The 23,049-nt window shown below is 62.5% G+C and carries 20 protein-coding genes and 1 pseudogene; 14 read left to right on the top strand and 7 right to left on the bottom strand.

All coding sequences use genetic code 11. The annotated features are described in order from the left end of the window. The first annotated feature begins 2 nt into the window (after window positions 1–2). The 6 genes and pseudogenes from ONR75_RS10700 to ONR75_RS10725 all read left to right on the top strand — a co-directional run bounded on the left by ONR75_RS10700 (window position 3) and on the right by ONR75_RS10725 (window position 5,784). On the top strand, window positions 3–815 hold the full coding sequence (locus ONR75_RS10700) for an ABC transporter substrate-binding protein (protein WP_265082565.1): 813 nt from the start codon (window positions 3–5) through the stop codon (window positions 813–815). Then, window positions 802–1,698: a polysaccharide deacetylase family protein gene (locus ONR75_RS10705; RefSeq protein ID WP_265082566.1), complete on the top strand. Its 897-nt coding sequence runs from the start codon at window positions 802–804 to the stop codon at window positions 1,696–1,698. The genes ONR75_RS10700 and ONR75_RS10705 overlap by 14 nt, the downstream gene beginning before the upstream one ends. After that, window positions 1,695–3,068 (top strand): amidohydrolase family protein, encoded by a 1,374-nt coding sequence (locus ONR75_RS10710; protein ID WP_265082567.1) that lies wholly within the window; start codon window positions 1,695–1,697, stop codon window positions 3,066–3,068. The genes ONR75_RS10705 and ONR75_RS10710 overlap by 4 nt, the downstream gene beginning before the upstream one ends. Before the next feature lie 422 nt (window positions 3,069–3,490). Further along, window positions 3,491–4,509, top strand: a pseudogene (locus tag ONR75_RS10715) (aldo/keto reductase). Next, on the top strand, window positions 4,509–5,351 hold the full coding sequence (locus tag ONR75_RS10720) for an amidohydrolase family protein (RefSeq protein ID WP_265082568.1): 843 nt from the start codon (window positions 4,509–4,511) through the stop codon (window positions 5,349–5,351). The pseudogene ONR75_RS10715 and the gene ONR75_RS10720 overlap by 1 nt, the downstream one beginning before the upstream one ends. Before the next feature lie 91 nt (window positions 5,352–5,442). Then, entirely contained in the window at window positions 5,443–5,784 is a 342-nt protein-coding gene (locus ONR75_RS10725; protein WP_265082569.1) for a hydroxyisourate hydrolase, read from the top strand. A 6-nt stretch (window positions 5,785–5,790) separates the two neighbouring features. Here ONR75_RS10725 and ONR75_RS10730 read toward each other — a convergent pair whose 3' ends face one another. From ONR75_RS10730 to ONR75_RS10750, 5 genes are all read right to left on the bottom strand, one after another. Then, window positions 5,791–6,606, bottom strand: a complete 816-nt coding sequence (locus ONR75_RS10730) for an ABC transporter permease (RefSeq protein WP_265082570.1) — start codon at window positions 6,604–6,606, stop codon at window positions 5,791–5,793. A gap of 2 nt (window positions 6,607–6,608) precedes the next feature. Then, a complete protein-coding gene (locus ONR75_RS10735; protein WP_265082571.1) occupies window positions 6,609–7,472 on the bottom strand; it encodes an ABC transporter permease in 864 nt (287 codons plus the stop codon). A 7-nt stretch (window positions 7,473–7,479) separates the two neighbouring features. Then, window positions 7,480–8,523: an ABC transporter substrate-binding protein gene (locus tag ONR75_RS10740; protein ID WP_265082572.1), complete on the bottom strand. Its 1,044-nt coding sequence runs from the start codon at window positions 8,521–8,523 to the stop codon at window positions 7,480–7,482. Between the two features lie 33 nt (window positions 8,524–8,556). Beyond that, the gene (locus tag ONR75_RS10745; RefSeq protein ID WP_265082573.1) at window positions 8,557–9,651 is read right to left on the bottom strand and encodes an ABC transporter ATP-binding protein; all 1,095 of its coding nucleotides are present in this window, start codon (window positions 9,649–9,651) and stop codon (window positions 8,557–8,559) included. Window positions 9,652–9,818: 167 nt separating this feature from the next. After that, window positions 9,819–10,838: a helix-turn-helix transcriptional regulator gene (locus ONR75_RS10750; RefSeq protein WP_265082574.1), complete on the bottom strand. Its 1,020-nt coding sequence runs from the start codon at window positions 10,836–10,838 to the stop codon at window positions 9,819–9,821. Between the two features lie 221 nt (window positions 10,839–11,059). On the opposite strand from ONR75_RS10750, the gene ONR75_RS10755 reads away from it, so the two are divergent. The 3 genes from ONR75_RS10755 (at window position 11,060) to ONR75_RS10765 (ending at window position 15,648) form a co-directional block, all read left to right on the top strand. Continuing rightward, the gene (locus ONR75_RS10755; protein ID WP_265082575.1) at window positions 11,060–12,700 is read left to right on the top strand and encodes a flavin-containing monooxygenase; all 1,641 of its coding nucleotides are present in this window, start codon (window positions 11,060–11,062) and stop codon (window positions 12,698–12,700) included. Between the two features lie 50 nt (window positions 12,701–12,750). Continuing rightward, window positions 12,751–13,944 (top strand): serine hydrolase domain-containing protein, encoded by a 1,194-nt coding sequence (locus ONR75_RS10760; protein WP_265082576.1) that lies wholly within the window; start codon window positions 12,751–12,753, stop codon window positions 13,942–13,944. 675 nt (window positions 13,945–14,619) lie between these two features. Next, on the top strand, window positions 14,620–15,648 hold the full coding sequence (locus tag ONR75_RS10765) for an IS110 family transposase (protein ID WP_265082577.1): 1,029 nt from the start codon (window positions 14,620–14,622) through the stop codon (window positions 15,646–15,648). A 406-nt stretch (window positions 15,649–16,054) separates the two neighbouring features. On the opposite strand, the gene ONR75_RS10770 is transcribed toward ONR75_RS10765, so the two are convergent. Together ONR75_RS10770 and ONR75_RS10775 are read right to left on the bottom strand one after the other, a co-directional pair. Next, complete coding sequence (locus ONR75_RS10770; RefSeq protein ID WP_265082578.1) at window positions 16,055–16,345, bottom strand: hypothetical protein; 291 nt, start codon at window positions 16,343–16,345, stop codon at window positions 16,055–16,057. A gap of 357 nt (window positions 16,346–16,702) precedes the next feature. Further along, on the bottom strand, window positions 16,703–17,578 hold the full coding sequence (locus ONR75_RS10775; RefSeq protein WP_265082579.1) for a helix-turn-helix domain-containing protein: 876 nt from the start codon (window positions 17,576–17,578) through the stop codon (window positions 16,703–16,705). A gap of 177 nt (window positions 17,579–17,755) precedes the next feature. On the opposite strand from ONR75_RS10775, the gene ONR75_RS10780 reads away from it, so the two are divergent. The 5 genes from ONR75_RS10780 to ONR75_RS10800 all read left to right on the top strand — a co-directional run bounded on the left by ONR75_RS10780 (window position 17,756) and on the right by ONR75_RS10800 (window position 22,785). Further along, the gene (locus ONR75_RS10780) at window positions 17,756–19,474 is read left to right on the top strand and encodes an FAD-dependent oxidoreductase (protein ID WP_265082580.1); all 1,719 of its coding nucleotides are present in this window, start codon (window positions 17,756–17,758) and stop codon (window positions 19,472–19,474) included. Between the two features lie 75 nt (window positions 19,475–19,549). After that, window positions 19,550–20,788, top strand: coding sequence for an ABC transporter substrate-binding protein (locus ONR75_RS10785; protein WP_265082581.1), 1,239 nt, complete (start codon window positions 19,550–19,552; stop codon window positions 20,786–20,788). Window positions 20,789–20,821: 33 nt separating this feature from the next. After that, entirely contained in the window at window positions 20,822–21,157 is a 336-nt protein-coding gene (locus tag ONR75_RS10790) for an NIPSNAP family protein (protein WP_265082582.1), read from the top strand. 36 nt (window positions 21,158–21,193) lie between these two features. Beyond that, window positions 21,194–22,006: an SDR family NAD(P)-dependent oxidoreductase gene (locus ONR75_RS10795; protein WP_265082583.1), complete on the top strand. Its 813-nt coding sequence runs from the start codon at window positions 21,194–21,196 to the stop codon at window positions 22,004–22,006. After that, complete coding sequence (locus ONR75_RS10800) at window positions 22,003–22,785, top strand: SDR family NAD(P)-dependent oxidoreductase (protein ID WP_265082584.1); 783 nt, start codon at window positions 22,003–22,005, stop codon at window positions 22,783–22,785. Before ONR75_RS10795 ends, ONR75_RS10800 begins: the two co-directional genes overlap by 4 nt. The last annotated feature ends 264 nt before the right edge of the window (window positions 22,786–23,049 follow it).

Below are 23,049 nucleotides of genomic sequence, written 5' to 3' on the forward strand. Positions count from 1 at the left end.
CGATGAAGATTTTGATAGCCTCCGCGCTCGCCTGCTGCTTCGCCGGCGCGGTTCTCGCGGCAGAGCTGCCGCCCGACATCGTCAAGGCCGGCAGCATCAAGGTTGCCATCGTGCCGAACTATCCGCCGATGGAGTTCAAGGATCCGGCCACCAACGCGCTGACGGGCTTCGACGTCGACCTCGGCGAGGCGCTGGGCCGCAAGCTCGGCATCAAGATCGCGTGGCAGGAAACCAGCTTCGACCAGATGATGCCGGCGATCTCGACGGGGCGCGTCGACGCGATCCTGTCGGGCATGACCGACATCGCCTCCCGGCAGGATAGCGCGACTTTCGTCGACTATCTACGCAACGGCCCGCTGTTCTTCGTGCAGAACTCCCGCGCCGCTGAGTTCAAGGACCAGGCAGCTCTTTGCGGCAAGAAGGTTGGTGCCTCCAGGCGCACCAACATGCCGAAGATGATCGAGATCTGGAGCAATGCGAATTGCGCTGCCAGCCCCATCGTCTTCGTCGGCACCGAGGGCTCGGCCGACGCCAGGACACAGCTGCGCCAGGGCCGCATCGATGCGGCCGTGCAGGGCGGCGAGACACTGCCCTACATCATGGACCTCGAACCCGGCGTCTACCTGCCGGTCGGCGGCGTTTTCGCGACCCAATTCACCGGCCTTGCTCTGCCGGTCAAAGAGAAGGGCCTGCAGCAGGCGGTGGTGGAGGCACTTGACGGACTGATCGCCGACGGCTCCTACAAAGCGTTGCTGGTGAAGTGGAAACTGACCGACTACGGCATGGAAAAGGCCTTGATCAATGCAGGACAGTAAAGCACTGGCGGGCATCCCGCTGATCCCCGCCAACACCGCAGCGCCGGCGCCGCAATTTCCGTGGCCCAAGCCGTTCTCCTCGGCGATGTTCCTGTCGTTCGATGTCGATGCTGAGAGCGCCTGGACGGCCAAGGACGCGGCGCATGCCGAGCGTCTGGTCACCATGAGCTATGGTGGCTATGAGGCGCGCGTCGGCACACCGAAGCTGCTGGAGCTGCTGGAGCAGCTCGACCTCAAGGCGACGTTTTTCATCACTGGCTGGGCGGTCGACGCACATCCGGCAATGGCGGAATCGATCCTCAAGGCCGGCCATGAGATCGGCCACCACGGCTATCACCATTTGCTGGTCGACCCAGGCGATCCGGTCGACGAGGAGCTTGATCGTGGCTTCGAGGCTATCAAGCGTCATCTCGGCGTGGTTCCGAAGGGTTATCGCGCGCCCGTCGGGGAATTCACCGAAGCGCTGCGCGTGGCGCTCGTGCGTAAGGGCATCGTCTACACCTCGTCGTTTCGCGATGACGTGCGGCCCTATCGCCACTGTCTGGCTGACGGCCGGCCCGGCACCATCGAACTGCCGGTGACCTCGAGCTACGATGACTGGATGCACGGGTTGTCCAACCGTTTCAGCCCGCGCTCGATCTTCCCGAAGGAGCATGTGCTGTCCATGTGGAAGGATGATCTCGACGAGACCCGCGACTGGGGCGCGATGGTCACCACGGTGCTGCACCCGCAGGTCAGCGGCCGGCCGATGCGGCTTCGCCTGCTGCGCGAATTTCTGCTCTATGCGAAATCCTGTCCGGATCTCTGGATCGCGACCGGCGAGGCGATTGCTGCGAATTACCGGCTTCATGAGGCGGGCGGCAGTTCCGCCGCGGCTGAATGAGCACGATCGCCATTTTCGGCAGCTATGTGCTGTCACGCAAGGATGGCGCGCAGGACGTGCTGCGCGACCGCTGGATCTTGCTGGAAGGCAGCCGCATCGCTGCGGTCACGCAGACGCGGCCGCAGGCTGGCGAGGTGTTCGACCGGCCCGGCCGTTTCATCCTGCCTGGCCTGTTGAACCTGCACAACCACTGCTACAGCGAAGCCATCGCGCGCAGCCATACCGAAGACGGCAATGGTCGCCGCAACAACCAGAGCATCATCTACACGGTGCTGCTACCGCTGAGCAAACGCGGCGCGGAAATTCTGTCGCCCCTGGAGCGACTGGCGATCGCCCGGCTTGGCGTGCTGCAATTGCTGAAGGGCGGCGTCACCACGGTGATGGATTCGTTCCGCAATACCATCCCCGAAATGTTCGACGCCGCCGCCGAGATGGGTATCCGCTTCTACGGCGCGCCTTATCTGTTCTCGACGGCCGATGCCCGGCTCGGCGCCGACGGCGTGATGACCTACACCGGCAACGATGGCGAAGCCGATCTCGACAGTTGGAATGCGTTGTATCAGCGCTGGAACGGGCAGGCCGACGGACGCATCAAGCTCGCCATGAGCCCGCACGCCACCGACACTTGCGGCCCGGAGCTGTTCAAGGCCTGCGCGACGCGCGCGCGCGAACTCGGCGTGCCCATCACCACCCATCTGGCCCAGAGCGCCGCCGAGGTGGCGCTGATCGGCCAGCGCTACGATGGCCGGACGCCGGCGGAGTATCTTGACTGGCTGGGCGTGCTCGCGCCGGACCTGATGGCTGCGCATTGCATCGCAAGTTCAGACAGCGATCTGGGACTGATGGCGGCGCGCGGCGCCACGGTATTGAACTGTCCCCGGGTGTTTGCGCGCAGCGGTGTGACCGCGGCGTTCGGCCGCTTTGCGTCGCATGGCGTCCGCACCGTGGTGGGCACCGACGGCTACAATCAGGATTTTCTCGGCGAACTGAACGCCGCCTCGCTGATCTCGAAACTGTCGTCGGGCAAAGCCGATGTCGCCAACGGGCCGGAACTGATCGAAGCCGTGACCGCGACAGCCGCTGGCGTGATCGGACGGCCTGACCTCGGCGTGCTCGCGCCGGGCGCCACCGCCGATCTCACGGTTGTCGATATGAGTCACCCGCATCTGCAGCCGCTGTTCGATCCGCGCCGTGGCCTGATCGCTCTGGCCAACCGCGCCAATATCGACCAGGTCATCGTCGACGGCCGCATCCTGATCGATGCCGGCCGTTCGACGCAGCACGACGAAGCCGCGATCGTGGCGGCGGGGACCGCGGCGGTGGGCAAGATCTGGGATCTGCCGGAAGCCCAGGCCGCCTTCAATGGCTGATGCGCTTGACGCTTGCGCCATAGGCGAAACGGGGCATTTGTCAGCCATTTGAGAAAGGGGAAATTGTCATCAGCGAAGCCTGCGTTCCGCCGCCGGCGCCCGGCTGAGACTCTGCCGAATGTGTGGCGGCGATCGATTGAACTCGTCGCGTAAAGTGGGCGCTCAAAGGCTGTGAGCCAGAATGTCCTGGCTGCACGATCAGGTCGAACCTGTATTTGAGCTTGTTGAGTTGGATTGACTTCCGCTCGCGGCGTGTTGGTGGCAGGATTGCATTCAGCCAGGTGCAGTCCGTTCGCGGAGGGCAGGTTCGGGGCCAAGATCAGCGGGGTAGACCATTGGCAAGCAAGGTTAGGGAACTCTACACGGCCGCCGCTGCGCAGGCAGACGAAGAGAAGCCGGTCGATGCGACTCCGCGGTCTGCATTGCCGCGCCGTCTTCTTGGTCGGACGCGGCTCGAGGTTTCGGTGCTCGGCTTCGGCACCGCGCCGCTTGGCGACCTCTATGCGCAGCTGGACGACGACACGGCCATCGATACGGTACACGTCGCGCTCGATCGGGGCATCAATCTGCTCGATACGTCTCCCTTTATGGCAACGGTCTTGCCGAACATCGTTGCGGCACCGCGCTCCGGCGCGTGCCGCGCCAGAACATCGTCGTATGTACCAAGGTCGGTCGCTGGATGGATCCGTTCACCGGGCGCGGCGACGGTTCCGGCTATGTCGGCGGGCTGCCGCACCGGGCCGTGGTCGACTATTCCTATGACGGCACCATGCGATCGGTGGAACAGTCGCTGTTGCGGCTGGGTACAGATCGCCTCGATTTGTTGTTGATCCACGACGTCGACGTCTGGACCCATGGCCGCGACGCCATCGAGGCGCGGTTTCGGGAGGCGATGGCCGGGGCCTATGTGGCGCTGGACCGGCTGCGCGGCGAGGGCGTTGTCGCCGGAATCGGCATCGGCGTGAACGAGGCCGAGATGTGCGTGCGTTTCGCGCAGGCCGGATCCTTCGATACCATGTTGCTGGCCGGGCGCTATTCGCTGCTAGAGCAGCCGGCGCTGGCAGAATTCCTGCCGCTGGCGCAGCAGCAAGGCATCGGCGTGCTGCTCGGCGGCGTGTTCAATTCGGGTATTCTGGCGACCGGCGCGGTCAGCGGCGCCAAGTACAATTACCGGGATGCGCCTCCCGATATCCTGGCGAAGGTGGCGCGGATCGACAGCGTCTGCGCGGCGCATGGCGTTGCCCTGCCCACCGCGGCATTGCATTTTGCCCTGGGGCATCCGGCGGTGGCCAGCGTCGTACTGGGCGCCCAGAGCCCGCAAGAGGTCGAGCGCAATGTGGACGCGCTGTCGCGCACGGTGCCGACTGCGCTGTGGGCCGATCTGAAGGCCGAGCGCCTGCTGGATGCGGCAGCGCCGGTTCCGTCATCGGTCGCCGATTGATGCGCATCGATGCGCATCACCATGTCTGGACGCTGGATCGTGGCGACTATGGCTGGCTGACGCCGGCGCTGGCGCCGATCCATCGCGACTTCTCGCTGTCGGACCTCGCGCCGCATCTCGGCGCCGCGAATATCGAAGGCTCGATCCTAGTGCAGGCCGCGCCGACCGAGGCGGAAACCATGTTCCTGCTCGACATCGCGGCAAGGGCGACGGAGGTGCGAGGCGTGGTCGGCTGGACGGATTTCGACGCGCCCGACGCCAGCGCGCGCATCGATGCGCTCGCCGCGCACCGGCTTCTGGTCGGGTTGCGGCCGATGGTGCAGGACATGGCCGACGACGACTGGCTGCTGCGTCCGGCGCTGGCGCCGCTGCTGGCGGCCATGGCACGGAACGGCCTGGTGTTCGACGCACTGGTGCTGCCGCGCCATTTGCCGCGTCTGCTGCGGCTGGTCGACGATCACCCGGCCACGCAATTCGTGCTCGACCATTGCGGCAAGCCCCGGCTTGCAAGCGGCGAGACGGCAGATTGGTATCGCGATATCGCGTCGCTCGCCGAACGCCCCAACATCGTCTGCAAGCTGTCGGGCCTCGTGACCGAGGCCGCACCGGACTGGCAGATCGCGGATCTGCGCAACGCGGTGGATCATGTCGTCGCGTGCTTCGGGCTCTCTCGCCTGCTGTGGGGCAGCGACTGGCCCGTGGTCAATCTGGCCGGTGGCTACGAAAAATGGCTCGCCGCCGCCGAAGCTCTGCTGGCCGATCTGTCAGCCGATGAAAAGGCCGCCGTCTTCGGCGGCAACGCGGCGCGCATCTATCTTGCGCACCGGGGACGGAGATGTTGAAGCGCGTCGGTGACGGGCTCGCGGGGGCGGGCTGGCCGTCCGCCTTGCTTGTGATCTATCATCGACCGTCACTCAATCGGTAGGAGTTCTGATGGCGGGCGGGATATCCATTCATGCGGTCGATGTCGCGAGCGGGCAACCCGCGCAAGGCCTGCGCGTCGAGATCTGGCAAGTTGGGCCGGCGCGTGCCCTGATTGCCGACGGCCGGCTCGGTGCCGTCGGCACGCTCGATCACCCGGTCACCACAGGGATTGGAATCGAAGCCGGCGAATACGAGGTGCTGTTTCACCTCGGTGAATTCTTTGCCGATAGCGAGGGCGCAGGCTTTCTGACGGTGGTGCCGTTCCGGTTCAGGATCGTGAACGTGGATGAGCATTTCCATCTGCCGATCAAGTTCACGCGCTGGGGCTTTGCACTGTTTCGCGGCGCCTGAGGCGGATCAGTTCGTCAGCCGCTTCGACAGGCCGGTGACGCGCTCCATGACGGCGATGAGCGCAACCGTGGCAATGATCAGCACGCTGGATAGCGCCGCGATGGTGACGTCGAGCTTGCCCTCGAGGTCCTGCCACATGCGGATAGGCAGCATGTCGGTGGCCGCGTCGCGCAGGAACAGCGACACAGGCACATTGTCGAACGACGACATAAAGGCGATGAACGCGCCGGCGATGATGCCCGGACGGATCAGCGGCAGCACGATGCGCCGGAAGGTGTAGGACCGGCTAGCACCGAGCGCCGCCGAGCTTTCCAGCAGTGCCGGCTCGAGCTGGGCCAGCGCCGCCACTGTGTTGCGCACCACATAGGGCACGCAGACCACGGTATGGCCGATCACCAGGGTCAGCAGCGACACCTGCATGCCGACCCGTGAAAACAGCATAAGCGCTGCGAGACCGAAGGCCAGTGCCGGCAGCACCAGCGGCGACATGAACAACGAGTCGAGCAGTCGTGTCGACAGGGTCGGCGAGCGCGCAATGGCCAATGCGGCGCCGACGCCGAGCACGATGGACAGGCCGGTCGCCCACAGCGCCACCACAAAGCTGTTGCGCGCGGCGAAATGCAACTGCCAGGCATTCCACAATTCGACGTACCAGCGGCCGGAATAGCCGGGCGGAGGAAATTTGAGCGAGAAGCCGCTGGTGAACGACACGATCAGCACGACCAGCGATGGCGCGATGATGATCACCAGCCCGATCAGCGCGATCGCCGTCATGACCACTTCGAAGCTGATGGCTTCCCAGGTGCGCTTGCGGCCGCTCATGATCAGGCTCCGCCGTAGCCGCGAGACAATCGGCCCAGCATGTTGAAGAGGGTGACGACGGCGAGCACCGCCAGCAGGAAGATGATCGAGATGGCCGAGGCGAACGGCCAGTTCTGCAAGGTCGAGGCCTGCTGGTACAGGTACATCGGCATGAAGAGCATCTGTCCGCCGCCGATCAGCGACTGGGTGATGAAGGCGGTGATGGCGGCCGCATAGGTCAGCGTGCAGCCGGCGATGATGCCGGGCAGCGACAGCGGCAGAATGACCTTGCGGAAGGTGCGCCAACTGCCGGCGCCGAGCGAGCACGAGGCGTCCTCGAGATTCATGTCGATGCGGCCGAGCGCGGTGATCAGCGGCAGCGTCATCAGCGGCATCTGCACCTGGGCCAGCGCGACCACCACGCCGAACTGGGTGTACAGCAGCCGCAGCGGCGTATCGATGGCGCCCATCGACTGCAGCGTCGCATTGACGATGCCCTGGCGGCCGAGGATCACGATCCAGGCAAAGGTGCGCACCACTACGCTGGTCAGGAGCGGCAGCAGCACGATGAGGATGATCAGCGTCTGCATGCGCGAGCCGACGCGGTGATACAGCCAGGCAAGCGGGAAACCGAGCACCAGGCAGAGCGCCGTCACTTCGGCACCGAGGAGGAGCGTGGAGCCGAGCACGCCGAGGCTGAAGGGGTCGGTGAGGAAATGGACGTACTGGCCGATACCCCAGAGGGTACCGGCCGTGTCGTTGTGCAGGGACAGCACGAACAGCTGCACCAGCGGCGCCACGAAGAACACCAGGAAGAACAGGGCCAATGGAGCGGCCAGCCCGATCCCGTAGGATGTCACGTCGCGCGGTGCCGATGCAGCGGTCATCGTCGCCTCAGATCTTGATTTCGCGGTTGAAGCGTTCGATCCAGGCCGAGCGCTGCTCGTTGATCTTCTTCCAGTCCTGGAACACGAACTTCTTCTTCAACTCCTCGGTGTCCCTGGCCAGCACGCGGGCGATCTCGCCGCCCATCGGCACCTTGGCATTGGTCGGCACGATCAGGTACGGCGAGTTCATCAAGGTGGTCTGCACCTCCGGTGACAGCGACGCCTCGATCAGCTTGAAGGCGAGCTCCTTGTTGGGCGAGTTCTTGACGATATGAATGGTGGTCTTGAAGGCGATGGCGCCTTCCTTGGGCGCCACGAATTCCACCGGCACGCCGCGCGCCTTGAGGATCTGGATGGCGTTGAAATTGCCGGGCGAGATGTCGACCTGGCCCTGCTGGAACAGGGTAGCGAGCGCGCCGGGATTGGCGGCGACCGCGGCGAGATTGGGCTTCAGCGCTTCCAGCGCCTTGAAGCCGGGATCGATATTGGCTTCCGAGCCGCCGTGCATGCGGGCCACCTCGACCAGCCATCCGGTGCCGAGCGTGGAATTGAGGTTGGTGATGCCGACGCGGCCTTTGAATTCCGGATTCCACAGGTCGGCCCAGGAGGTCGGTGGCTTCTTGATGGTCTCGGGATTGTAGGTCAGGCCCACCACCTGGAAGAACGGCGCCGGCCCCATCGGCTCCTGCGCCTCGGCGATCAGGTCCTTGTAGTACGCGCTCTTCTCTACGGGATAGGGCTCGGCGAGATCCTGGCCGATCGCCACCAGCGCCGGGCCGGGATCGTGCAGCATCACGTCGATCGGCGGATTGGCGCGCGCCGCGTTGATCTTGGCGATCTGGTCGACGGACAGCATCGGGTCGAGCACTATGGCCGCGTCGGCATTGGCCTTGCGGAACGCCGGTACCAGCACCGCCTTGTGGGCTTCCTCCCAGCTACCGGTGAAGGTGGCGAACACCAGCGGGCGCGCCTGGGCGTAGCTCAGCCCGGGAAACGCCTTCATGGCGCCAAGGGTCAATGCGGTGGTGAGAAGGCTTCTGCGACTGATCATTAAATGAGGCTCCGGTTGAAAGCTGACGTGGCGCTAAAGGGAGGCGGGAAACACATTGGCGAGGGCGGGGGCGAGCGGAGCCACGCGTACCGCGACGCCGCTCTCCAGCAGGCGCGTCTCGCCGAAACGCGCCTGGGAAACTTTCACGCCCGAGCCGTCGGCGGTGGTGATCTCATGGACGACCGTGGTGCCGAGCGGCAGCGCCATGCCGACCACGCCGGCGAAGCCCGACGTGTCGGTGACGAACTGCAGATGCTCCGGCCGGATGCAGACGGTGACGCGGCCACCCTCGGCAATCCCCTTCGCGGCCGGCCGGGCGATGATCTCGGCGCCGGCGTCGAGCCGCACCTTGGCGCCGGTCGGGTCCATTGCGATCAGCGTGCCGGGCATGCGGTTGGTGGAGCCGACGAAGGTGTTGACGAACAGCGTCTGCGGCCGGTCGTAGACATCCGATGGGGAGCCGAACTGTTCGAGATGCCCCTGGCTCAGCACGGCCACGCGGTCGGCCATGGACAGCGCTTCCTCCTGGTCGTGGGTGACGATCACGGTGGTAATGCCCGACACCCGCTGCAACCGCTTGACCTCGATCTGCATGTCGAGCCGCAGGTTCTTGTCGAGGGCGGCGAACGGCTCGTCCAGCAGCAGGATCGACGGCTTGATGGCCAGCGCGCGGGCCAGCGCCACGCGCTGCTGCTGGCCGCCGGACAGCTGCCGCGGCAGCCGCTCGCCCATGGACGAGAGCTGCACCAGATCGAGCAGGCGCTGCGCCTCGCTGCGCTGGGTCGCCTTGTCGACGTTGCGCGCGGCGAGGCCATAGGCGACGTTCTCGGCAATGGTCAGGTGCGGAAACAGCGCATAGTTCTGAAACACGATGCCGACCGCGCGGCGGTTGGGCGGCAGGCGATCGACGATGTCGTCGCCGATGATGATGCGGCCCTGGCTCTGGGCGATGAAGCCGGCGACGATGCGCAAAAGCGTGGTCTTGCCGCAACCGGATGGTCCCAGCAGCGCGATGATCTCGCCGCCTTTCACGTCGAGGTTGATGTTTTCCACCGCGATCGCGCCGCCTGCATAACGATGCGTGACGGCATCGATGACCAGCGAACGACCGCCCTTCGGCTCAGGCATGCACGGCTCCTTGCTTTGCCTATTTGCAAAGCAAGTTCCGTGCCTTTGGCCGGTCCTCTCCGGCGGGACATTCGTTGCCGGTCCGATCGGGAGCGGCCACGTAACAGCTCGCAGTCGCCGGGGCAGGGGTGCGGAGCAAGAGCCTCCAGCCCCGGCGACCGGCCGCCTCACGCCGATTGCTTGCGATATTCTGCCGGAGTGAGGTTCATGTGGCGACGGAACACCCGATTGAGGTGGCTCTGATCCGAAAAGCCGCAGAGCAGTGCGATTTCCTTGAGCGCCAGCCGATCCTTGCTCAGGTACTGGCATGCGCGCGCCACCTTGCAGCCCAGGACATAGGCATGCGGCCGCACGCCGTAATGCACGCTGAATTTGCGTGCGAACTGCACCGGCGTGCAGTTGCAGATGTTGGCCAATTCCTCCAGCGTGATATTTCTGGCGATGTGATGCTCGATATAGTCCTCTATCATGCGGGCATGGGCTGGCCTGAAGCGGCCCTGGGCGGAGGGCATTTTGAAGCGCACGGACGCATATTTCCGCAGGATGTGCACGCTGGCCTGAAGTGCCAGCGCATCGTAGCACAGCCGACCGCCCGGACCGCCCTCGGCAACTTCCTGGACCATCTGATCGCTGATCCAGGTCAGGATGGGATCTTCGGCGCGGAGCAGGTCGTGGAGTTCGATGGCCTGCGCGTCGCGGTCGAAGGCCTCGCTCGCCGTCTTGGTCATCAGGGCCGGCGAGATGTAGAAATGGCTGACCTCGACGTCATGTCCCCATCGCCAGTTCGAAGCTTCCGCGCGGGTCAGCAGCGTGCTGGCGCCACGGCCGACGTCGTCGCGTTTCCAGGAACCGGTGACGCGGCGGTTCATCGATGTCGTCCCGGTCCTGTAGACGACGACGAGAAAGTTCTCGGAAGGTGGAATCCAGATATCAGATGGCGCATAGCGGAACACCCGCAATCGAAAATCGGGCTTTCCCACCGCAAGGCTGTCCAGCATCAGTTCACCGGGAGCATAGCGGGGCAGCTCCTCGACCGTGATGTATTGGCCCATCGCACAGTCTCCTCCGTGCAACTCTGTGGCGCGGTTGAGCGCTTCTGTTGTCATTGGCCTAACGGCAGACCGGTAGAATAGACCGCTTCTGGCTTTTGCCAAGCAGACTCTGGCGCCGTTGATGTCGCCGCGCATCGTTCAAAGGATTGTTGGTTTCTTTCAAGCGCGCGATGACGTCTGCCCCATAACCTCCTGCGCGCTGCGCGAAATTCGCGGGCGAGCAGGTGGACTGCGCGGCCCGTTTGAAAGCTCGCGACCAGCCTGTTGCGATGCAGCGTCACCCGATCGTGAGGCGGGTGACGACGGCTGACCGCGGCCCACACATATCGAGGACGTGCAAAGAACGGAGGAAACAAATGACGGAAGCTGCGACCACATCCAATGGAAGCAACGGCGCCCACCCGACGGAAAAGCGTGACGCAGTCGTGATCGGGGCCGGCGTCGCCGGGCTGTATCAGCTGTATCGCCTGCGCGAACAGGGATTGAATGTCACAGCGATCGACGCGGCGTCGGGTGTGGGTGGGACGTGGTACTGGAATCGCTATCCGGGCGCACGGTTCGATTCCGAAAGTTATATCTATCAGTATCTGTTTTCCGAAGAACTCTACACGGGATGGAGCTGGAGCGAGAAGTTTCCGGGCCAGCCGGAGATCGAACGCTGGCTGAACTATGTGGCCGATCGTCTCGATCTGCGTCGCGACATCCAGTTCGGCACCACGGTCAAAAGTGCGCATTTCAATGAAGCCACGCAGCGCTGGCTCGTCACCACCGACAAGGGGCGGGGGATCGACACGCAGTTTCTGGTGGCCTGCTGCGGTATGCTGTCGGCTCCTTACGTGTCGTTTCCCGGCCAGGAGGCGTTCAAGGGACAGCTGTTTCACACCGCGCGTTGGCCGGAACAGCCGATCGATTTCGCCGGCAAGCGGGTCGCGGTCATCGGCAACGGCGCAACCGGCATTCAGGTCGTTCAGTCCATCGCCGGCGAGGTCGGTCACCTCAAGGTATTCGTTCGCACGCCGCAATACGTCATTCCGATGAAGAATCCAAAATACGGTGCGGCGGAGGCCGCCGCCTACAAGGCCAAGTTCGCACACCTCACGGCGCGGTTGCCGCACACCTTCACCGGATTCGAATATGACTTCGAGCAGGCCTGGGCCGACCTGACGCCGCCCCAGCGCCGTGCGGTGCTGGAGGATTGCTGGAACGACGGCTCGCTGAAGCTGTGGCTGTCGTCCTTCGCGGAGATGTTCTTCGACGAGGAGGTCAATGCCGAAATCTCCGAATTCGTGCGCCAGAAGATGCGCGAGCGGCTCAAGGATCCGAAACTGTGCGACCTGCTGATTCCGTCCGACTACGGTTTCGGGACGCACCGCGTTCCGCTGGAGCAGAACTATCTCGAAGCCTTCCATCGCTCCAATGTCGAGATCGTCAGCGTCAAAGGCAATCCGATCGACTGCGTGACGGAAACCGGCATCAGGACCGCGGACGGCACGGTGCACGACGTGGATATCATCGTTCTCGCCACCGGATTCGACGCTGGCACGGGAGCGCTGACGCGAATCGATATCAGGGGCCGTGGCGGGCGATCGTTGAAGGACGACTGGAGCCGGGATATCCGCACCACCATGGGCCTGCAGATTCACGGCTATCCCAACCTGTTCACCACGGCGGTGCCGCTGGCACCCTCGGCCGCGCTCTGCAACATGACCACCTGCCTGCAGCAGCAGGTCGAATGGATCGATGCCTGCATCGCCTATATGCGCCGCAAAAGCCTCAACGTCGTCGAGCCCACAAAGGAGACGGAAGACGGCTGGGTCGCCCATCATGACGAGACCGCCAACGCCACGCTGATTGCCAAGACCAGCTCCTGGTATCTGGGCTCGAATATTCCGGGCAAGCCGCGCCGCCTGCTGTCTTATTGTGGCGGTGTCGGCGTCTACCGGGAAAAGTGCGACGAGGTGGCGGCCAACGACTACCGGGGATTTGCGATGCAATAGGCGAAGTGCAGCAAGGTTGACAAAAAGACAAACAGACAGGGAGGAAGACCATGAGCGAGAACTTCAGTTTTGCCGCCGATGCCGTGCTTGAAGGTGTCGTGTCATCGACGCCACGCGTCCCCGGCGTGGTCGCGATGGTGACGGACCGTCATCGCAACATCTATGAAGGTGCCGCCGGCAAGCGCCGGCTCGATCAGCCGGCCGACATGACGACCGACAGCGTCTTCGCCATCTTTTCCACCACCAAGGCGATCACCGGCACCGCCGTCCTGCAACTGGTCGAGGACGGCAAGCTCGATCTCGACGCGCCCGCCACGCGCTACGTGCCCGAGATCGGCAAGCTGCAGGTCATCGACGGCTTCGACGCCGCAGGCGAGCCGGTGCTGCGCGCGCCGAAGCGCGAGATCACGACCCGCATGCTGATGGTTCACACGGCAGGTCTCAGCTATGACTTCACCAACCGAACCTATCTCCGGCTGGCACAGGAGAAGGGCCAGCCCAGCGTCATCACCGCGTCGAAGGCCTGCCTGATGACGCCACTGCTGTTCGATCCCGGTGATCGCTGGGAATACGGCACCAACCTGGACTGGTGCGGTCAGATCGTCGAGGCGATCGCCGGCCGCCGGCTCGGCGAGGTCTTCAAGACGCGGATCTTCGAGCCGTTGGGCATTGCCGACATGACGTTCGAACTCACGGATCCGTTGCGGCGCCGGCTGGCCGGTGTTCACGCGCGCAACGCCGATGGCTCGCTGACGCCGATGGATTTCGAACTGCCGGCCGATTCCGAGGTGCATATGGGCGGCCACGGCCTCTACGGCACGGTCGGCGACTACATGCGCTTTATACGCATGTGGTTGAACGACGGCGCGGGCGAGCACGGCCGCGTGCTGAAGGCCGACACCGTGCGCATGGCCGAGAAGAACCACCTCGGCAGCCACAAGGTCACCGCCATCACCGGCGCCAATCCTGCTTTGTGCAACGACGCGGAATTCTTCCCCGGCCAGTCGAAATCCTGGGCCCTGAGTTTCATGGTCAATGACGAGGAGGCGCCCACCGGCCGGCCCGCCGGCGCGCTTGGCTGGGCCGGGCTGGCCAACCTGTTCTACTGGATCGACCGGCGCAACGGCTTCGGCGGCTTCTGGGCCACCCAGATCCTTCCCTTCGGCGATCCGACCTCGTTCATCGGCTACATGAATTTCGAGACGGCATTCTACCAGAGCCTGCGGCAGCGCATGGCCGGATAGGGTTCGATGAACCGACACTGAAACGCCTGCGCGGCGCAACGGGTCTCGTTGACGAACGAGGCCGGTTGCGACGCATGCCCATCCGACGGCGCCGCGGCGATGAGATCCGCGCCGGGTGTGCAGCAGCGCGCTTCTGCTTGTCCGAACAGTGTGGGGCCACTTTGAAAACGACTCGGTTATCCCATTGTTTTTCCTAGACCCGCGATTTTGAAAACGACTCGATTTTGACTTTGAGAACGACTCGATCGCCCCGGTTTTCGCTTTGAAAACGACTCGATCTCGCAAGTGGCTGAAAGAGTGGCGCTATTTGCGCAGATTTTTTCGCAAAAGTAGTGCCGTTTCGACTTTTTCCACGGGCGCGCTTCCGCGAGCCGGCCGCGATGAACGGCCCGCTCGCGGGTAGGTTCTGACACCCAGATCACGACAAGTGATAATGCTGCTTGGGACGCCTGTTGGCGCCTGATTGGATCAAGGCCGTCCGCGTCATAAATGCAGGTCCGCAGCAGACGAAAGGCGGCGAAGATGTTCGACTACCGACCCCGACTGGCTGCAGCAGGTCTGGTGTCATTCGGCCTGCAATATTTGAACACGATGACGTAATTGCGGTCAGCGCTCGTGGCACGAAAGATCCGTTAGCATCGAGCCCTCGCAATCAACCGATTCGGAGGAACCGTCATGAAGCAATACGTCGGTCTGGATGTCTCGCAAAGAGAAACCGCAGTGTGCGTGGTCAGCGAAACTGGCCAATTAATCTTCGAGGGAAAGGCTAAGTCAGACCCCGGCGCTCTGACTGACCTGCTTCGTAAACATGCGCCACTGGCGGAGCGCATTGGTTTTGAGACCGGCGCGATGTCAAGCTGGCTTTGGCACGAACTTCGTAGGGTCGATCTACCTGTCGTTTGCATCGATGCGCGGCATGCACACGCGGCACTGTCGGTACGTATGAACAAGAGTGATCAAAATGACGCTCGAGGTCTTGCCGAACTGGTACGGGTCGGTTGGTATCGAGAAGTGAAAGTTAAGAGCGAGGAAAGTCAAAAGGTCCGCGCGATACTCGTCGCGCGATCCCGACTCGTATCCATGCGCCGGGACATTGAGAACCAAGTCCGCAGTCTGATCAAGGAATATGGATTGCTATTCCCTCGCGCCATCGGCCAGCAGTTCCGCAATCAGGTCAGCGAGCTACTCGGCAACGATCACCAGCTTCTCAGCGTGACCGCGCCGCTCCTGTCGATTCATGAGCATATCTGTCAGCAGCAGAGCAAGTTTGACGATGAGGTCCGCCGATTGGCGAAGTCAGACGAGACGACGCGGCGCCTGATGACAGTTCCAGGCGTCGGAGTGGTGACGGCCCTCACGTTCCGCCATACGATCGACGATCCGTCCCGCTTCCGATCGGCCTCTACGGTCGGCGCCTATCTCGGCCTTACGCCTCGGCGCAACCAATCTGGAGAAACCGATACGAGCGGCAAGATATCGCGATGGGGCGACCGTCTTCTCCGAACCTACCTGTTCGAGGCGGCGACTGTCCTGCTTTATCGGACCAAAAAATGGTCCTCCCTCAAGGTCTGGGGAATGAAGCTCGCAAAGCGGATAGGTATGAAGAAGGCGAAGGTCGCTATTGCCAGAAAGATCGCCGTCATCCTTCACTGCATTTGGGTGGATGGCACCTCATTCGACTGGGGCCATGCAACCCCGGCCTAAAGGCATCCTGAAGTTTCTGGCCTGGTCCGCCGGGCTGGCGATGTCCCGCTGGGACGGTGGTCGCGGTGACCTCGGTCAATCGGCTGGTGGCGGCTTGTCCGTACTCCGCTGTACACGTTGAGGCACCCGCCCCGGACATCATCATGAGGCGCCTGGCGACCTCGGAAAGGACCATGACCCTGGCGATGGCATCAAAGCTACCGCGCTAAGATTGTTCGGCAAACGAAAATCCAACGCTGACCGGCTATCGTATCGCCGGCCGCTCTCGCCCCATCTCCACAACCCCATCCAGTTTCGATGGGGCGACTGCTACCGCTTTGCTGAGCGCGGCCATACGGGTGCTTGACAACAGCCCGCAATTAAAGGGCCGATTGACAGTGAAACGATGTCTTGGGGGCGCATCCGATCAGCGTGGCGACTGGTGCGCCCAATCGCGGTCCAGCACAATTTCCGTCGGGCATCCCCATCCGTCCCAGGGCCGCTTGATCTGCGGATAGAGCTTCTGGACGTATCCCTTGTGCCAGTTGACGCGCTTCAATGTCGCCAACACCGAATACAAGCTAGGCGGCTCGAACGTGATGAAGAATCCCAGCGACATTCTGCTGTAGACGTCGATGCAGACGGTGAGGTAGGGCCGCCCGAGGAGCAGCAGCAGCCTGTTGTCGAGCACGTGCACGTCCATCCACAGGCCGCTCATGGCGGATACTGTTGAAAAAGTCGAAAATCGATCGACCTAGAAAATCTCGTCAAGACTCTCGTTCGATCTGATCTGTCGCTGCATATTGCTCCAGCCGATCCTCGGCGGCCCGTGATCGATTTTACGAGATTCAACGTGGTCCCTCAGGTTAATATGAGCAAGGCTCACCAGTGAGGCTAGGAAAATCCGACCCGGAGCACAAAACGACTTTTTCAACAGTATCGGCGCAAAGCGGCCTATCGCAGGTGGCCCCCCAAACCGGCCAAATGTGATCGTTAAAGCGCCACTGCGCCGGGGCGCGGCCCGCACGAGCGTGACCCTGAGCGCTGAAAGTCCGTCAGCAGACCTTGTGTGGAACTAAGCCTGCACAGCGTTAAGTGAATTATGTCGAAAACGTCCAGGCGAAATTCCGACGCCTCGGGTGAAGAATCGATTGAAGTATCCTGGATCCGCGAAACCGAGGGATGCTCCGATCTCAGCGATGGTCTCCTCCGAGTAGAGCAGCTTTCGTTTGGCTTCCGTCAGCACCCGATCATTGATCAAAGCAAGTGAGGACTTGCCAGTCACCTCCCGGCAGCAAGAATTCAGCCGCGCCGTCGTGACCCCGAGCTTGCGAGCCAATGTCGCCAACGGCGGATGATTGCGATAGACCTCCTCCACCAGCTCACGGAACCGGATGACGGTATCGACATCGCGCGCGCCTGAGACGTGCGGCTGATGATGTTGCCCGTGCAGCCGTCCAATCGCAACTGCGATGAGTTGCAGATACGCCTTGATCGAGGCGCCACGGCCGGGGGCCGCCCAGACGAATTCACGCTGCAGGGACACGAATAGCTTGCGGAGATCGATCTCCTCGCCTAGCTGGCTGTGCAGAAAGCGCGCGGGTTTGAGGAAGCCGTTGAGCAGCTCGGGGTCTTCCCGGAAAACGTTCCGCAGGAACGACGATGCGACCGTGATCACGTAGCCGTTGGTGTCGCGCTTGAAGCGAAATCCGTGGACGGTGAGGGCGGGCACGACGATCAGGCTCTTCGGCGACAGATCCCAATCCTCGCGCTCGACTTCGATCGTGCCTCCGCCCTTGTCGAGAATCAGTATCTGGTGGTGGTTCGGATGGGTGTGGGTGCGGATCGTCCAACCGTGGCGACTGCTCCTGGTGCGGATCGGCTCGATGTGCAGAAACGTCGGTTCAATGTCTGACTTGAGCTCTTCGTACAGAAAATAGTGCGGAATCATATGATGTAGACCCGTTCACGTCGCGAGCGTGCGCTGCAACACCGTCGTCGTTTCGTTGGAAAGTACAATCATTTATCGGGATCGTCCATTGCTCCAGTCCCTCCGGCGATCAAATGATGCCACTCAAGAAGTGCCTGACTGTAGTACTGCGGGCGACAAATTCAGGGAGGACGAGCGATGCTGAATGACATGCGGCGCACGTGCGACGTGTTGGTCATCGGATCGGGCGCAGGCGGACTGTCGACTGCGATCACCGCGAAGAAAGCTGGCCTCGACGTCGTGATCATCGAAAAGGAGGAATTCTTCGGCGGAACAACCGCGTTTTCCGGCGGCGTTCTCTGGGTACCGGGAAATCATTATGCCCGCGACGCCGGAATTGAGGATAGCCGAGACGCCGCCATCACCTATCTTCGAAACGAGACCGGCAACTTTTACGGCGAGAAAGCGATCGACGCATTCCTGGATCAAGGTCCCCGCATGCTCGACTTTTTCGAGCGCGAGACCGAAGCAAAATTCGTTCTGTCTGGATATCCGGACTATCACCCTGACGTCGCGGGAGGGGCCATGGCCGGGCGTTCGGTGACGGCCGCTGCTTTTGACGCCCGCGGCCTCGGCCATGAGATCAAGAGGCTGAGGCCGCCGCTCTCGACGATCACGTTCATCGGGATGATGTTCAATTCGTCGAACGAAGATCTCAAGCACTTTTTCCGCGCGACGCGGTCGTTCAAGTCCGCCGTCTATGTGATCAGGCGCTTGCTCAATCACCTCAGGGAGCTGGCGCTGTACGGACGCGGCGTGCAGATCACCAGCGGCAATGCGCTGGTGGCCCGCTTGGCGAAGACCGTGTTCGATTTGCAGATCCCGCTACTGACCGGTACCAGCGCGCAACAGTTGATCGTCGAGCAGGGCGCCGTCACCGGCGCTCTGGTGAAGCACGCCGATGCCGAGTTCAGGATCTCGGCCCGTCGCGCCGTTGTGCTTGCCTGTGGCGGTTTTCCGCATGATGTCGAGCGGATCACGCGCGCCTATCCGCATTTGGCCCGCGGCGGCGAACACCTTTCTCCAACACCTGCCGGCAACACCGGCGATGGCGTGGCGATGGCCGAGCAGGTCGGAGGCACATGCGACATTCGCTTTCCAAATGCCGCGTCCTGGATGCCGGTGTCGAAGGTTCCGCTGGCAGGCGGCAAGGTCGGTGTGTTCCCGCATCTGGTAGATCGCTACAAGCCCGGCGTGATCGCGGTCGATCGCAAGGGGCGACGCTTTGCCAACGAGTCGAATTCCTATCACGACACGGGGGAGGCCATGATCTCTGCCAACGAAGGCGGTACAGAAACGGCGTGCTGGTTGATTTGCGACCACGCCACGATCCGCAAATATGGTCTGGGTTACGCCAAACCGGCACCCGTTCCGATCGGAATCTATCTGCGCAATGGCTACCTGCAGTCGGCGTCGACGCTTGATCAACTCGCCGGTCTCGTCGGCATCGATGCCGCCGCGCTGGAGGCGACCGTGCGCAAATTCAACGAAGGCGCGGTTCGCGGGGAAGATCCCGAATTCGGACGAGGCTCGACGGCGTTCAACCGTTTTCTCGGCGATCCCGACAACAAGCCGAATCCGAACGTCGCCCCGATCGGCAAAGGTCCGTACTACGCGTTGAAGCTCATCATGGGCGATCTCGGCACGTTTGACGGCCTCACCACCGATACGGTCGGCCGGGTGCTGGCTTCGGACTCCAGGCCAATCCCGGGATTGTACGCGTGCGGCAACGACCGCGCGAGCATCATGGGAGGCAATTATCCCGGCGCCGGCATCACGCTCGGCCCCATCATGACGTTCGGCTACATCACCGCCAGACATATCGCCGGCAAGGAAGACGTCGCGACATATGCCTGAAGCGGCCGGGCGACGTGCCGGCCGCGGGGATCAGCCCGCTCGACCATCCAAAACAAAAATCATATGGAGGAAACAATGACCATCGACCGTCGCACATTCATTGGAGCAGGCATCGCCGCCTCGGCCATGGTTCCGTTCCGCGCGGCGCGCAGCCAGTCCGCCAAGCGGATCCGGATCGGCGTCATCACCGACATGTCCGGCGTCTATCGCGATGTCTCGGGACCGACGACCGTGGCGTGTGTGGAGCAGGCCATTGCCGAGTTCAAGGCGAGCAATCCTGGCATCGCCGTCGATGTGCTCGTCGCGGATCATCAGAACAAGGCCGATATCGGCCTAAACATCATCCGCAAGTGGTTCGACCAGGACGATGTCGATGTGATCGAGAATGTCGGCAATAGTTCGATCGCACTCGGCGCCAAGCACCTCATCGAAGGCAAGGACAAGGTTGCATTGATCACGACGGCCGGGAGTTCTGAACTGACCGGGAAGGCGTGCAGCACCAACCTCATCCATTGGGCATGGGATTCCTGGTGCCTGTCGCATTCGACGGCGACATCCGTCGTACGCACCGGTGGAAAGAAGTGGTTCTTCATCACGGCCGACTATGCCTTCGGCCATGCCGCTGAAGCTGATGCGTCCAAATTCGTCAAGTCCGCCGGCGGCACCGTGGTTGGCGCGGTGCGCTATCCGTTCGGATCTACGACCGATTTTTCGTCCTTCCTGCTGCAGGCACAATCCAGCGGAGCCGACGTCATCGGTTTTGCCAATTCCGGAAGCGAACTGATCTCCGCACTGAAGCAGGCACAGGAGTTCGGTATCGACGCCAACGGAACCCGCATGGCGGCGATGATCGGCTACATCACGGACGTCACTGCCATGGGGCTCCCCACGGCGAAGGGATTGTCGCTGACCGAGACGTTCTATTGGGACCTCAATGATCGGACGCGAGCATTCATGTCTCGCGTCAAACCCCGTCTGGCTTCGGGCGTGTTTCCCAACATGAGTCAAGCCGGCGACTATTCCTGCGTCGCGCACTACCTCAAGGTGGTCAAGGAACTCGGCGTCGATCGGGCGAAGGCGTCGGGGCGTTCTGTCGTGGAGTTGATGAAGAAGATGCCGACGGACGACGACTGCTTCGGGCCGGGTAGCATCCGCGATGATGGTCGGAAAATCCACCCCGCCTACCTGTTCGAGGTCAAGAAACCCGAGGAGAGCAAGGCGCCCGGCGATGTCTACAAGCTGATATCGACGCTGCCTTCCGATGAGGCATTCCGTCCGCTCGCCGAGGGTGGATGCCCGTTGATCAAAGCCTGAGTGCAAACCACAACTGGATATGGGTGATCCGACATGCCGTACGACTCTCCGATCGTGGACCTGCGCACATATACGATACAACTTCGTAAGATGGCCGAGTTCATCGATGTTTTCGACAGGCTCGCGATGCCGGTCCAGTTGAAATATGTCGGGCAGCCGCTCGGCATGTATTCCAGCGCCGTGGGTCCGCTGAACCAGGTCGTCCATCTCTGGGGGTTTCTGGATATGGGGGAATTTGAACGGCGGCATGCCGAGCGCGACAAGGATCCGGACTGGCCGGCCTATCTGCGGGCGTCCGGACACCTGATTACGGCACAGGAAAACCGTTTGATCCGCAAGATCGATCTGCCGTCGTTGCGCCGCGCCTGATCACGAATTATCGCCGCCCTGCCAGAGAGAAACATCATGAGCTGGATCGACTTGAAGGATCGCGTCGCGGTCGTCACGGGCGCAGGCGGCGGCATCGGCCTGGGCATCGCCGCCGGCCTGGCTGAGGCCGGCGCGACCGTGGTGTTGCTTGATCGGGAAGAGCCATCACGCGAAACCATGGAGCACCTCGCAGGGCAGGGCCATTTCTTGCGCTGCGACGTGACGAGTGATGCCAGCGTCGACGAGGCCGCGCGAACTGTCGCTGAGCGGCTCGGAGCCCCTGCCATCCTCGTCAATAACGCCGGCACCATGCGAGCCGGGCACCTCGAAACGATGTCGCTCGACGACTGGAACGCCATCATGTCGCTCAATCTGACAGCCTATCTGCGCTGCGCGCGGGCGTTCGGGGCGGGCATGCTGAATGCGGGCAGCGGCGCCATCGTTCACGTCGCCTCGATCTCCTCCTATTCACCGCAGAGCTTCAGCGGAGCCTACAGCGTCAGCAAAGCGGCGGTGGTGATGTTGTCGCGGCAGCTTGCCGTGGAGTGGGGGCCGCGCGGCGTTCGCAGCAACGTGGTGAGCCCCGGTATGATCCAGACTCCGATGACGAAGGGGATCTACGACAGTCCCGGCGTGCGGGACGCCCGTTCGGCGATGGTTCCGCGCCGACGCATCGGACAGCCGCAGGACATAGCAGACGCAGTGGTATTCCTTGCCAGTGATCGAGCGGATTACGTCACAGGCGAGGATATCGTCATAGATGGAGGCTTCACCCGAACCATCATGAGCAGCATTCCGCGGCCGGGCTTCGAAAAGGACACAGGGATGGCGAAGGAGGGACGGTCATGACACATGAGGCGCCGGTCGCGCTGATTACAGGAGCCGGCGATGGCATCGGCTGGGCGACCGCACAAGTATTCGCTCGCAATGGATACGCCGTCGCTTTGATCGACATCGACGCCAAGAGGGTGGCGGTGAAGGCGGCCGAAATAGGCCCCAGACATGTCGGTATTGCCTGCGACGTTTCGAGCGAGGCTCAGGTCAAAGAAGCATTTGCGGAAACGCATAAGATGTTCGGGCGCTTGGATGCACTGGTCAACAACGCTGGCATCGGTAGTCCTCATCTTCCGACTTCGGAACAGACCGTCGAGAGCTTCGAGAAAGTTCTCGGCGTCCACCTCACTGGCACGTTTCTGTGCTCGCGCGAGGCCTATTCCGCGATGAAGCATCAAGGCACCGGATCCATCGTGAATGTCAGCTCTATTGCCGGGTTGTCCGGCCTGCCAAGGCGCAACGCGTATGGCGCCGCCAAAGCCGGCATCGCGATGATGACCAAGTCGATGGCTTGCGAATGGGCTGCCGATGGAATTCGCGTAAACGCTGTGGCGCCCGGCTTCGTGGCGACCGCGCTGGTGAACAAGCTGGAAGCTGACGGTTTTGTCGACGCGGCGCGAATTCGGCGTCGCATTCCCATCGCCCGGCTGGCTCGCCCCGAAGAGATCGCCGAGACGATCTATTTTCTGACATCGCCGGCAGCCAGCTATGTCACCGGTTCGGTGCTTTCGGTTGACGGCGGATGGACAGCTTTTGGCGACGCCGGTGATGCAAGCGCTCCGCCGAGACTCTAATCGCCGCTGGATGAAACTTCAGGGGCAGGTCAGCGCCGATCATGACCCCGCTGTTTGCCTAGTTCGCCAGCGAGATCAATAGGTTGGACTTCACGTAGCTAGGGGACCCGCTTCGATGCTCATTCAAACTCGCCGCCCAGATACTCCTGCGTCACCTGACGTTTAAAATCGACGCTGTGGGGTCGGTCCTTTCTCATGGCCTTCATCCTCTGAAAGCCCGGTCGTCCGGTCAAATACGGAAAGCCAACCTGTCCACCCTGGAGG

The sequence above is a fragment of the Rhodopseudomonas sp. P2A-2r genome, from assembly GCF_026015985.1.
Classification (GTDB): Bacteria; Pseudomonadota; Alphaproteobacteria; order Rhizobiales; family Xanthobacteraceae; genus Tardiphaga.

What these genes read in the sequence shown, in the direction of transcription:
- ONR75_RS10800 (WP_265082584.1), top strand. Translation starts at nt 22,003, where the DNA reads ATGACACATGAGGCGCCGGTCGCGCTGATTACAGGAGCCGGCGATGGC.
- ONR75_RS10730 (WP_265082570.1), bottom strand. Translation starts at nt 6,606, where the DNA reads ATGAGCGGCCGCAAGCGCACCTGGGAAGCCATCAGCTTCGAAGTGGTC.
- ONR75_RS10765 (WP_265082577.1), top strand. Translation starts at nt 14,620, where the DNA reads ATGAAGCAATACGTCGGTCTGGATGTCTCGCAAAGAGAAACCGCAGTG.
- ONR75_RS10795 (WP_265082583.1), top strand. Translation starts at nt 21,194, where the DNA reads ATGAGCTGGATCGACTTGAAGGATCGCGTCGCGGTCGTCACGGGCGCA.
- ONR75_RS10735 (WP_265082571.1), bottom strand. Translation starts at nt 7,472, where the DNA reads ATGACCGCTGCATCGGCACCGCGCGACGTGACATCCTACGGGATCGGG.
- ONR75_RS10705 (WP_265082566.1), top strand. Translation starts at nt 802, where the DNA reads ATGCAGGACAGTAAAGCACTGGCGGGCATCCCGCTGATCCCCGCCAAC.
- ONR75_RS10700 (WP_265082565.1), top strand. Translation starts at nt 3, where the DNA reads ATGAAGATTTTGATAGCCTCCGCGCTCGCCTGCTGCTTCGCCGGCGCG.
- ONR75_RS10790 (WP_265082582.1), top strand. Translation starts at nt 20,822, where the DNA reads ATGCCGTACGACTCTCCGATCGTGGACCTGCGCACATATACGATACAA.
- ONR75_RS10760 (WP_265082576.1), top strand. Translation starts at nt 12,751, where the DNA reads ATGAGCGAGAACTTCAGTTTTGCCGCCGATGCCGTGCTTGAAGGTGTC.
- ONR75_RS10780 (WP_265082580.1), top strand. Translation starts at nt 17,756, where the DNA reads ATGCTGAATGACATGCGGCGCACGTGCGACGTGTTGGTCATCGGATCG.
- ONR75_RS10750 (WP_265082574.1), bottom strand. Translation starts at nt 10,838, where the DNA reads ATGCGCGGCGACATCAACGGCGCCAGAGTCTGCTTGGCAAAAGCCAGA.
- ONR75_RS10725 (WP_265082569.1), top strand. Translation starts at nt 5,443, where the DNA reads ATGGCGGGCGGGATATCCATTCATGCGGTCGATGTCGCGAGCGGGCAA.
- ONR75_RS10745 (WP_265082573.1), bottom strand. Translation starts at nt 9,651, where the DNA reads ATGCCTGAGCCGAAGGGCGGTCGTTCGCTGGTCATCGATGCCGTCACG.
- ONR75_RS10710 (WP_265082567.1), top strand. Translation starts at nt 1,695, where the DNA reads ATGAGCACGATCGCCATTTTCGGCAGCTATGTGCTGTCACGCAAGGAT.
- ONR75_RS10740 (WP_265082572.1), bottom strand. Translation starts at nt 8,523, where the DNA reads ATGATCAGTCGCAGAAGCCTTCTCACCACCGCATTGACCCTTGGCGCC.
- ONR75_RS10720 (WP_265082568.1), top strand. Translation starts at nt 4,509, where the DNA reads ATGCGCATCGATGCGCATCACCATGTCTGGACGCTGGATCGTGGCGAC.
- ONR75_RS10770 (WP_265082578.1), bottom strand. Translation starts at nt 16,345, where the DNA reads ATGAGCGGCCTGTGGATGGACGTGCACGTGCTCGACAACAGGCTGCTG.
- ONR75_RS10755 (WP_265082575.1), top strand. Translation starts at nt 11,060, where the DNA reads ATGACGGAAGCTGCGACCACATCCAATGGAAGCAACGGCGCCCACCCG.
- ONR75_RS10785 (WP_265082581.1), top strand. Translation starts at nt 19,550, where the DNA reads ATGACCATCGACCGTCGCACATTCATTGGAGCAGGCATCGCCGCCTCG.
- ONR75_RS10775 (WP_265082579.1), bottom strand. Translation starts at nt 17,578, where the DNA reads ATGATTCCGCACTATTTTCTGTACGAAGAGCTCAAGTCAGACATTGAA.